Source organism: Polaromonas naphthalenivorans CJ2 (genome assembly GCF_000015505.1).
Taxonomy (GTDB): Bacteria; Pseudomonadota; Gammaproteobacteria; order Burkholderiales; family Burkholderiaceae_C; genus Polaromonas; species Polaromonas naphthalenivorans.
Genome location: NC_008759.1, coordinates 80,455 through 91,203, shown reverse-complemented (window position 1 = coordinate 91,203; position 10,749 = coordinate 80,455). Strand labels below are relative to the sequence as shown.

Below are 10,749 nucleotides of genomic sequence, written 5' to 3'. Positions count from 1 at the left end.
GGTTAAGCTTTTTTCCTTAAGGTCACGGGGGTGGCCAATCCGAAAGCAATCCGTATGGCTTCATCAATGTCTTCGGTTCTGGACAAAGCCTCATCCAGTTCGCGGGGCGGTGGCAGGGGTAGCGCCAGCAGCTCCGACGTGGCAACATTTGAGGCGCCTGAAATCGAGCGATACAAGCGATTGATTCCCGCAGAGTTGAGCACCTTGGCCATGAGCGCCGGAGTCCACCGGTTGCCCGGCTGTGTCTGCAAAACGACCACATGGTTTTCTGCCACGAATCCTCCGTGTGCGGTTTGCCAGCACCGGGGCACCGGGGCCGCAATTAACCGGTGGTGCTGGTCGTTCGAGGTCAGCCGCTGCAGAACAACCGAAGGCAAGCTGATGACACTCGTGTGGCCTAGGCTGGAGACTTCGATGAAATAATCCGTGCGGTTTTTCTTCTGAACACGGCCGTGGTCCAGCCCCTCCTTGGTGATATCGCCAGCCCAAAGAATTGGAACGACACAGCGGGGTGCATCGTCCATTGGCTTTTGCGGAAACCGTCGTCGTTTGTCCCGAAAGGCAACTAGGTGGCCAATTCTTGCGCTATAGCCAAAGTCACCCAAGCGGGCGGTTGACCGCTCGGCGCAGTCGAGCAACGCGGAGTCCGCGGTAGACCGGGGGATGGCCCAGGGTGCGCCGTTATTGCAGAGGCGATGCTTGCCAACGTTTTCGTAGGTGCCGCCTGGAGTCAGGATATGAATATCCGTCGGCATAGCCTCGTGCGTGAGGGTCGGCAGCGCTCTCAAAACGGAAATGACCGTTTCTTGCTCCACCGCAATGAACATGGAGGTGCGGTCGCTCAGCATGTCAATCTGCAAAATATGCGATAAATCCACAATGCGTGAGCGCAGCTTGGAAAAAGACGCTCCCGATAAAAAACTGGTCGGCGTGAGCAAGCCAATCAAGCCCCCGGGCTTGACCACGTTGAGCGCCTCGCGAATAAACAGCCCGTAGATATTGGGTTGGCTGCGGATGACATCTTTAAACTTCGAGGCGTAGCGCTGGGTTTCAGCTGCGTTGAGCTTTCGGTAGGGCGGATTGCAGATGACAACGTCCGGGGCTTGGTACTTCGAGGGGGGAGGTAACAGCCCGTCCTCGTTGCGCAGGTCAAAGTCGGGAAACCGCTGTGCAGCCTTGATGTGCGGGTACAGCGCCATCAGCAGAAATTGACGGGATAGCGACAAGAGTGCCTTGTCCAGGTCATTGCCGCTGAGCTGGCGTTCAATCCTTTTCAAGACCTCCCCCGAGGCAAGCCCGAGGCCCGCCAGCGCCTGGGCCATGCGCTGCGCCGTGGGGACCAGAAATGCCGCTCCTCCGCAGGCGGGGTCATGCCAGTGGACCGTGGTCAGGGACGCGCCTCGCTGAACCAGGTCATCGATGACCCGGTCCGCAAGCTTAGGAGGCGTGAAATAGAGGGCTTGCTCCGTGCGGCGTTTTTCTCCCACCCATGTGGCATACGCAGAAGCCAGCCAAAACGCAGCATCGTTAAAGCTTTGCTGCGAAAGCCACAGGGAAAATTTATTGACGTCATCCTTGAGCGGTAATTCACCAAGCTGGCGGGAGACACGCTTTGCGAGCAAAGGGTAGGACTGTAGTTGCCAAGCATGAAGAACAGCTTCTACAAGTCTTTGAGGTCCATTTTCACTATCCTTAGCTATCGTATCGAGTGATTTAACTAACGAGTTAAAACGTATTTTTGACTCTGGAATAACCATTTATTATTTTTCTTTCTGACCAGAATGGGAGCACTTCTTCTTGTCGAGGCTCCAGGTTAAAGCTTCAGCCTTTCGCGTATCACCCAGGTGACTTTTTGAGGTAATTCGAGGTTTTTACACAGCTTTCATGCCATCCAAATTTTGCCAACGCACTCTTCATTAATAGCGCGGCCAAATCTAAAAATTTTGATATGTCTTGAGTCACAAATGCCTTAATCAGTTTTGTTCGGTATTTCTGTGGGTGCATTCGGCGGTGTAGAAAACTGCGGTGCTCGGCCGCGGCGTAGCGCTCTCACAAGTCCCGGACCTCGGGGGTCATCTTGAGCGATGTCGCTTCGGTTTTGCTTTTCGGTCGTGCCGTGATGAGCTATTTAGCGTATCCGTTTTATATTCCTAATAGATATACGTTATAGCACATGCAACAAAAAGTACAGCACGATATTTCATTGCTTTTCTTTGCGAGCCGAGCAGTGCTGGTGCGGATATTTTCTGAATGTGGAGTTTGGATTTTCTTGGCGTTGAACCATTGCCGCCGAATATGATGGAAGCTCAACTTTGGAGCCTGTCAAATGAACGGTGCGGTGGCAATTGGCGAAACGCGTGTGGCGGTTCTCGTGGACTGCGACAACGTGACTCCGGAAATTCTGGAGTACGCCCTGCGCGTGATTGCCCAGTTCGGGCGCGTGGTGCTGCGCCGGGGCTACGGGAACCACACCACCCTGGCCAACAAGTGGCAAGAAGCGCTGGTCCGCCTGGCTTTCACCCCTTGCTTGCAATACCAGTACGCCTCAGGCAAAAACACTGCCGACATTGCGCTGGCCTTGGACGCCCTAGAAGCCATGTTCGATAACCGGGCCGACACCTTTTGTCTGGTCACGAGCGATTCTGACTTCGCTTACCTGTGCCGGAAACTACGCGAGCGCGGGGCAACGGTTTGCATCGTTGGAGAGGCGAAGACTCCTGACGCGCTACGCAACGCGAGCGACCAGTTTTTTGAGTGGGTACGACCCGAACTGACAACAGCGCTTGCAGTCGACCCCTGGGAAAAAGCGCAGGCAAAGTGCATAGCCATGAAGCCGGAGCCTGCAAAGCTTGAATTGCCAAAACCTTCAATCAAACGCCGCCCCCGGTTCATCGTTGATGCGGTCACTTTGCTCGCCAGCGATACCTCGGAAGGAAAAATAGGCATGGGACTTTTGGGGCAGTATCTCAAACGCACCGACCCGGCTTTCTCGCCGAAACTCTATGGACATTCAGGCTTGCTGGACATGGTCAAGACCTACGATTTGCTGAAGTCTGAACAGGAAGTGGGGGGTCACTGGTCAGTAAGTTTGGCGCCGAAAAACGAACCCGTTGACCTGCAACCCGGTGAAAGCTCTCCCACGAAGAGGTTGACAACCATTAGCTGAAAATTTGAGGGTCTGTTCATACTTTCGGACCCCTGGAGGAAGCTCGCTAGGCGGGTCGGGGTGCGTACCAGCCTCTGCGGTTTGCGCACGGTCAAGCCAGGCGGGCATGGCCAGCCCGCAGCTTAGCGCTCAGTCTGCACGCGCTCGTCAAAGAGCAGTTTATCCACTCTGCCTTGGCCGCTGACCCGGAAGTGCACAGCCTTTCCAACGGACAGATTTTTGGCCTGTGAGTGTTTAAGCGCGAAACCAAAAACAAAAATGTACTCGTTCGCCCCCGACTGGTCACGAACGTAGCCAAACCCGGCCTTGGGATTGAGCCGGGCTACGGTACCCTCTTGCAGAGGTACTGCGCTCAAATTCAAGGTGGTCATGTCATTCGTCCTCCGGTGCCCACTAGAGGGGTGAGAACCGTCAAATTGTCCAGCGCAGGCAAGGCAGTATTTTCTTGCGTAACGTTACTTCAGATGCTGTTAATCATTGACCATCATTGCGGTCAATGCTGACCACTTCGCTGGTGTTGACCACTGAATGTCGGCTTCGGGCTCAAAGCAGCCCTTCACGCCCCTGGTCAACTACTCGCCAATCTACAACTCGCTGAAGAATATCGCGTTCAAAGACGACAAGCTGGTGTTTACCCGCTGCGGCGACATCCTGATGTGCGTTCGCAGGCGACGTCTTCGGCACCCGCCTGCGTCCGTTGTTCGGCCTGTATGTAGAGCGCGTGCAAGAAATCAGCTGCTTTGAACAGAGGGCCAACCTTACGGTCCGAGCAGACGGTCGTATTCTCACTGTAAAAACTTACGCCATTTACATCGTGTAAGCTTACTACCCGGCGCCTGTACCGTTTGTGGAGCGGCGCACCCCCTACATTTCGATTGAGAGGTGCATCAATGCCAGCAGCGTCCGCCGCAACGCCGGTATCCGGAGACATCACGCTTCGATTCCTAGAGTTCTGTCAGTTTCGTCGACTCGGCAAGGTCCAACTGGATATCGACAAGAAGACCACTATCCTTGTCGGCGCGAATAACAGCGGGAAGACCTCGGTCCTTGCTGCTCTACGCCACTTCCTTGCGGATGGCTCAGCCTTCGGTGCGTTCGATATCAGCCTCTCGCAGTGGCCAAAGCTGCGAGCGCTTGGCAAAGCGTGGGAGGCTCTGACGGAAGACCCTTCAACAATGACAGGGTCCGAAGACCAATGGAAGGAGCAGCTCGAGACCATCCTTTCTGCCATGCCGACGTTGGACCTCTGGTTCGATGCAGGGGCTGGCATGTACCACTACGTCGCACCGTTCCTCTCAAAGTTCAGCTGGAAAGGTGGAGCAGTCGGTGTTCGACTGCGTCTGGAACCGGCCGTGAGCATTGACGAGCTGAAGCAGCTGGCCTGGACATATCACACGGCGCGGCTACCAGTGAAGGACATGGGTGCGGATTCGCTGGCCTGGCCCATTGACCTTCTCGACTTTTGGCTGCGCGAGCCATCCAAGCTGGGCCAAGTGCGCGCTTATAAGCTGAACGTCGATAACAATCCGCTGGAAGGTTTGAAGGCCTACGCTACTCAGACGCTGCCTGCAGACGCCAGCCCAATTGAGCGTAAGCATCTGTCGAAGCTGATACGCGTTGACTTCGTCGCAGCCCAGCGTGGTCTTGGCAGCGAGGAAGCTGATTCGCGGTCTGCCTCAGGAGCGCATCGGGTCGGCATGTTCTCCAACCAACTCCTCAAGTTTGCGCGACAGCACTTGAACATTGCAAGCACGGGTCACGGCCATCGCGCAGACCTCATAAAGGCGGTCGCCGAGGCGCAGCAGGAACTGGACAAGAAAATACACGAGGCTATCGCTCCGTCGGTCGAAGAGGTGAAAGAACTCGGATACCCAGGTCTGCACGACCCCCAAGAGATTCGCTTCCGCACGCGCATTCAGACAGCTGACTTGCTCGACCATGGAACGGCTGTTCAGTACAGCATGCAGAAGGATTCGCTCGAAGAGCTCCTGCCGGAATACTCCATCGGACTGGGCTACCAGAACCTCCAGTCACTCAGTTATCAACTGGTCTCATTCAAAGCGGCCCGGCTCAAGCCCGAGAAGGGGTCTCCTGCACCGGTTCACCTGGTGATGATTGAGGAGCCCGAGGCGCACCTCCATGTCCAGGTGCAACGAATCTTTCCAGACAAGGCGCACAAGCTCATCAGCCCGACTGAGAAGGAGGCATCAGCTCTCAAAAGCCAATTACTCATCAGTACCCACTCCAGCCATCTTGCCCATGCGGAGAATTTTGACCGGCTCCGGTACGTCCGCCGCATCGCAAAGAGCGCGGCGAATCCCATGCCGACGACAGAGGTGGTCAATCTTGGGAAAGTTTTTGGCGAAGACAAGAAGACCCGCCAGTTCGCGGAACGCTACTTCCGCGTTCAGCATACTGACCTCCTGTTCGCTAATGCCGCCATCTTCGTTGAGGGTCTTGCAGAGCGCATGCTAGTTCCGCTCTTCATTGAGCGGGACTTCAAGACGCTGAACAGTCGATATGTGTCCTTCCTTGATATCGGCGGTAGCCACGCCCATCGACTAAAGCCGTTGGTAGAGAAGCTACGGATTCCCACGGTCATCATCACTGACATCGACCCTACCGAAGAAAAGGCTGGCAAGCCAAAGAAGAATGGAGAGCCGACTACGACACTGGTCGCAGTGGCCAATACCGGTCAAGCAGGGCTGCACTGCGGCAACCCAACTCTCCGCGGCTGGCACCCGAAACTGCAGAAGCTCAACGATTTCAAGAACCCGACCGAGGCTCAGTTGGTCTGGAATGAGACTGCAGAGTGCCTTGTGCGGTTTTGCTGGCAGCTTCCGGTCGCCGAAGCTGAAGGCAATTGGCCCAGCACATTTGAAGATTCACTCGTTCTCACGAACATGGTCTGGTTCAAGGGCCTGCTGGATGAGAAAGTCGATGATGATGGCGTGAAGATTAAGCCACCGAAGGGTGCACTTGGCTCTGTCGCAACACAGGTTGCTGACGCGCCGAGCGTTCCAGACCTGGTCGGCGCACTCCACAAGCTCATGCACGACTCGTTCAACAAAGGAGACTTCGCCGCAAGCATCTTCGAAATGGTCTCGACGGAAGAGCCGGTTGTCTGTCCAAAGTACATCGCAGATGCCCTGGACTGGCTGCAGAAGCAGCTTGAGCCGAACCAGGACGTGATGGCATGAGCGCGGTACCAATCCTTGCCAACAACGACCGCGACGCTGGGGTAGTCGAAGAAATCTGCGGCTATCTCACTGAGGAGCCTCCCCGCAGCTACTTCCTTTTCGCGGGTGCAGGCTCAGGCAAGACAAGGACTCTTGTTGAAGTGCTGCGTCGGCTGACCGGTGTCCTGAAGCATGAGAAAGGTGAACAGCTTGCACGACGCTTGCGGACGTACGGGCGTTCGATACGGGTGGTCACGTACACCAAGAATGCGGTCGCGGTCATTAATGGGCGCCTCGGGGACAACGACTTGGTCGGCGTATCCACTATCCACTCGTTCTGTTGGGAACTCATCAGCGGGTTCAACGATGACATCCGCGAGGCACTCATAGCGGTGAAGGAAGCTCAGCTCGAGAAGGAGACTGCCAAGGCGCAAGCGAAGCCAAGAGGTATCACGGCTGCGAAACAGCGGGACCTGGACGAAATCAAGGCTGACATCGAGGGGTTTAGAACAACCGATGTGTTCATGTATCACCCTGACCGCAACACGTACGGGCCGGGAGCACTTGCGCATAAAAACGTCCTCGACGCGGCGGCTTGGCTCCTCTGCAACAAACCCACGCTCCAGACTATCCTCAGGGACCGTCACCCCATCGTGCTCATCGATGAGTCTCAAGACACGATAAAGGGCATGTTGGACGCATTGATGGGACTGGCGGAGCCGAGGGGTAGCGGCTTAACCCTTGGATTGCTTGGCGACCACCGCCAACGCATCTACACCGACGGACACTCTGACTTGCCCAACTTGGTCCCGCAGAGTTGGGCAACGCCGGAGCTGCAAATGAACCACCGCAGCCAAGGCCGAATTGTCACGCTCATCAACAGAATCTGGAAAGCGGAGTTGGATGGCCGGACTCAACCTACTACCGGAGTAGAGCAGCACCCTCGAATTGAGAAGACTGGAGGAGTGGTCAGGCTCTATGTAGGCGACACATCGCTTTCTCCGGAGGACAAAGTTCGTCGTGAACGCTGGTGCGCAGACCAAATGCGGGAGGCTAGCGGAGCGGCCGCCTGGGGCACGGGACAATACCAGTTGCTTGCTCTGGAACACAAGCTCGTCGCGACTCGCGGCTCGTTTCTCGACGTGTACCAGGCAATGGTCCTGCTTGACCCGAACGCAGCAGCGCCTGCTGGTAGCGGCGATAACAAGGGACCCGCTGCAGTACAGGTGATGTTGAACGAGCTTGCTCATCTCGAGGCATGCGTTGGCGCTGATGGCGCACTGAACGAGTTTTTGGCCACAGAGGTGTTTCGGCGGCACGGAAGCCTCGACAACATCCCAGAAGACCCAGCGACGAGAGCTGCCCGTGTGGATGAGATGCTCAAGGCGATGGCGGCATTTGTCGCCGCCTGTACCGATGAGAAGTCCACCGCTGAGGATGTGCTTTTCCCGGTCTTGAGCGCCAATCTGTTTGAGTTTGACCATCGCCTCTCGGCGGCGTATGCCGACAAGTCGCCTCCTCCTGCAGCTCCTGGCCGAGGTGAGGAAGAGTCAAAGCAGGCAAGAATGCGTCGCGGCTGGTGCGCTCTGTTTGATGCTCCCTGGAACCAACTGAAGCGATACCGTACCTACCTTGCCGGAAATTCTGTGCTCGCCACGCATCAGGTCGTGAAAGGTTCGGAGTTCATGCATGTCATGGTAGTGATGGACGACGCCGTCGCCGGCGGCAACCAGATTTCCTACGACAAGATTTTTGGGGGTACTCAGCTCAGCAAGGGGGACAGGGAAAATGTGGATAAGGGAAAGGAGACGACTATCGACCGCACCTTGCGCCTGCTGTATGTCACCTGCAGCCGCGCTCAGGAGTCGCTGGCTCTCGTACTCTGGTCCTCCGACCAAGAAGCTGCGCTGACTCGAATCAAGGAAAGCGGCTGGTTTACCGACGACGAGTTTCAAGCAATCCAGTAGATAACCACGCGTCTTTTGCATAAAAGACCTGTTTACCTTCGGCGCCGCCCTTGGCGCACTGTGCTGCATAGTCTTGGTAGACCAACCACTGCGGGACCCGGCGGAATCGGCCTCGGAAGCCCTCAAGCCGGGACAGCAACGGATATCCCGGTGTCCGCTTGTGGCCGGACTCGGCCACTCCGACGCATCGCTGGTACGTTCGCAGTGCGATGCCACTGTCGATATTCAGCTGGTTGACGACCTACACAATCGCCAAACATGGACAAAAGCCGTACGCGCGCTGGTGGCTGTTGCCTTGAATCAGGTCAATTGGCGCAGGCCAGCCATGGCTGAGCTGGCTCGGGCGCAGCAGGAACCAAGGGCTTGCCGGCAACAAGGCTTGCAACACGCGCATGGGCAGCGGCAGTCGGATGGGCCATGTTATTTACCCAGTCCAAGTACAGGCTACCGTTGGGGGCTACGCGGGCGGCGACAAGCGCCGCGTCATTCGCAAGGCGCAACCCGCGCCCTTGCTGGTCGTCATAGGGGTTGAACACAAGAAGATTTTTCATGGGGCAACTGTTTGGTGCCCGCACATACTGGATGTCGGTGAAATATGCCCAACGGACACGGTCAGAGTTCCTGCAGTTCTCCCCCGCAGATTCGCACTCAAGCGTACCGCCGCAAATCCCGTGGTTATGGAATGCGGGCAAAGAGTCCACAAGCTCCCAGCCGAATTCACTGGTGCTGCTCAACTGAAGCTTTCGCAGCGGGTCGACGTACTGTTCTCGAATTTGCGTGAGCTTCTTCGGGCTGATGCCGTACCAGGCGCCTTCGTTCTTGAAGGGGCCGGGCAGCTGCGACGCAATCATTTGCTGTATTGGGCGGTTTGCGTCGCCAGTCCGGAGCTGGCAGGCGCGTAGCTCCTTGGCCGCTTCATTGTGTGCCAGGTCGTTCGACGCCGGGTCGGGGTACTGCAGCATCCGGACCTTTGTTTTTCCTTGCTCTACGAATCCTTCAAGACCTGCTCGAAGATATCCGTAGTTTTCTGGCAAGAGCTGGAGGTATTTCTTCGCATCCTCCGGGGGCACTGGTGTAAGCGCCAATTTGATGGCTTTGTCCATCAAGAAGCCAACTACAGGCAAGTTGTAAGCGAGTTTGGCCGGGTGGAACACGTACTTCACAATACCGCTGAACTTGGTGTCGTTGCCACCGAAGAGGACGAGAAGTTCATCGGGTTTCAGCGGCGCAGCGCACTTCCACATCGTCACCTTCTTGGCATCATTTTCATTGTTGTTGTAGTAGGGGTTGAGATAGGTTTGCGCGATTTTTCTCGATACTTCGAGGTCTGTCGGAACGGGGTTTGTAGGACAAAGGAAGCGGGCTAGCGCTTCCTGCTGGGAGAATTTTAAGAATTTGTCCTCGCGGCTTGGGCTGAGTTTCGTCCCGGCGGTTCCCGGAGTGTTTTTCTGCGGAAGGTAGAAGCCATCCATGATTTCGGCCCCGGAGCAAGCAAACGACGCGAACTGGACAACGGTATCCTTGTTGGTGAGGGCCTGCTGCAAGGCATAAAGCGAAGGCCAGGCCATGATGGACCGATGGCACTTGGTGTCCAACCACTGCGCATTTACAATTTTCAGCTTCCTGATGTCGTTTGGATTCAGCATCCAGGTGTGTGCAGGTCGCTTCAAAAGGCTACTGTCAGGTGACCATTCGAACTTCGCGGAATAGTCGGGGTTGCCCTCTCCCGATGCGAAGGAGTCACCTATCGCTACGACCAAGCGTTTTTTTACCAGAACGGCTTGTTCGAACTGCTCGCCTGTGGGCTTGCGCACCGACAGTGTGGTGGGTTCTCCGATGGTCGCTTCAAGCCAGGGTCCTACTTGGCAAGGCCCGCTGACCTTTTGGACTGATTGGCCGGCGCTGTTGGTCAGACTCCATTCACACGCGGGGTCGAGCCAGGCAGTTCTGCCACTAATCCTGACGGAGGGTGAAAGGATACGAGCGGCATCGTGCTTTCCGGTCTCGGGATTCCATGCTGACTCTTTGAGGTGATTGACTTGGTCGCGCAGCTTAAGCTGGGTTATCCGGGTCTCTAGGTTAATAGGGTTGTCACCCACCGCATCTTCGAGAGACCTGAAGGCCTCCTTAGTGAAGAACGGAAATCGGTTCTCGACCTCCCACTGAATCTGAGCGTGCGCACAGGCACACAGCAACCCGCTGACAAGTGCGGCAACAATCTTTTTCATCTTTTTCTCCCTTCAGCCGGAGCTTACAGATGCAACTCATAGGGAGCAAGGGAAATGTCGTATTCGCTAGTCCGTAGCGGCCGCTTTTGGCTGATGGCACAAATTCGCTCTGCCGTGCTCGAGCCGTATACGTCACCATTCCACATGGTCAAGACCATAATTTTTGGGATTACTGGTCAACAATTATCGGCACAGATGGTCAACTAGAC

The 10,749-nt window shown here is 56.0% G+C and carries 6 protein-coding genes; 3 read left to right on the top strand and 3 right to left on the bottom strand.

Going from position 1 to position 10,749, the window contains the following annotated elements:
- Positions 1-2: 2 nt before the first annotated feature.
- The gene (locus PNAP_RS23365) at positions 3-1,757 is read right to left on the bottom strand and encodes an Eco57I restriction-modification methylase domain-containing protein (RefSeq protein ID WP_011798345.1); all 1,755 of its coding nucleotides are present in this window, start codon (positions 1,755-1,757) and stop codon (positions 3-5) included.
- Between the two features lie 569 nt (positions 1,758-2,326).
- On the opposite strand from PNAP_RS23365, the gene PNAP_RS23360 reads away from it, so the two are divergent.
- Positions 2,327-3,166, top strand: coding sequence for an NYN domain-containing protein (locus PNAP_RS23360; protein ID WP_011798344.1), 840 nt, complete (start codon positions 2,327-2,329; stop codon positions 3,164-3,166).
- A 122-nt stretch (positions 3,167-3,288) separates the two neighbouring features.
- Here the strand turns inward: PNAP_RS23360 and PNAP_RS23355 are convergent, their stop codons facing one another.
- Positions 3,289-3,537 (bottom strand): cold shock domain-containing protein, encoded by a 249-nt coding sequence (locus tag PNAP_RS23355; protein ID WP_011798343.1) that lies wholly within the window; start codon positions 3,535-3,537, stop codon positions 3,289-3,291.
- 519 nt (positions 3,538-4,056) lie between these two features.
- Between PNAP_RS23355 and PNAP_RS23350 the strand changes: the two genes are divergently transcribed.
- A complete protein-coding gene (locus PNAP_RS23350) occupies positions 4,057-6,366 on the top strand; it encodes an AAA family ATPase (RefSeq protein ID WP_011798342.1) in 2,310 nt (769 codons plus the stop codon).
- On the top strand, positions 6,363-8,312 hold the full coding sequence (locus PNAP_RS23345) for a UvrD-helicase domain-containing protein (RefSeq protein ID WP_011798341.1): 1,950 nt from the start codon (positions 6,363-6,365) through the stop codon (positions 8,310-8,312). Before PNAP_RS23350 ends, PNAP_RS23345 begins: the two co-directional genes overlap by 4 nt.
- Positions 8,313-8,617: 305 nt before the next feature.
- On the opposite strand, the gene PNAP_RS23340 is transcribed toward PNAP_RS23345, so the two are convergent.
- The gene (locus PNAP_RS23340) at positions 8,618-10,540 is read right to left on the bottom strand and encodes an SGNH/GDSL hydrolase family protein (RefSeq protein WP_011798340.1); all 1,923 of its coding nucleotides are present in this window, start codon (positions 10,538-10,540) and stop codon (positions 8,618-8,620) included.
- Between the last annotated feature and the right edge of the window lie 209 nt (positions 10,541-10,749).

Excerpts from the sequence above, each read along its gene's own strand:
- PNAP_RS23365 (WP_011798345.1), bottom strand. The coding sequence starts at position 1,757 with ATGGTTATTCCAGAGTCAAAAATACGTTTTAACTCGTTAGTTAAATCA.
- PNAP_RS23360 (WP_011798344.1), top strand. The coding sequence starts at position 2,327 with ATGAACGGTGCGGTGGCAATTGGCGAAACGCGTGTGGCGGTTCTCGTG.
- PNAP_RS23355 (WP_011798343.1), bottom strand. The coding sequence starts at position 3,537 with ATGACCACCTTGAATTTGAGCGCAGTACCTCTGCAAGAGGGTACCGTA.
- PNAP_RS23350 (WP_011798342.1), top strand. The coding sequence starts at position 4,057 with ATGCCAGCAGCGTCCGCCGCAACGCCGGTATCCGGAGACATCACGCTT.
- PNAP_RS23345 (WP_011798341.1), top strand. The coding sequence starts at position 6,363 with ATGAGCGCGGTACCAATCCTTGCCAACAACGACCGCGACGCTGGGGTA.
- PNAP_RS23340 (WP_011798340.1), bottom strand. The coding sequence starts at position 10,540 with ATGAAAAAGATTGTTGCCGCACTTGTCAGCGGGTTGCTGTGTGCCTGT.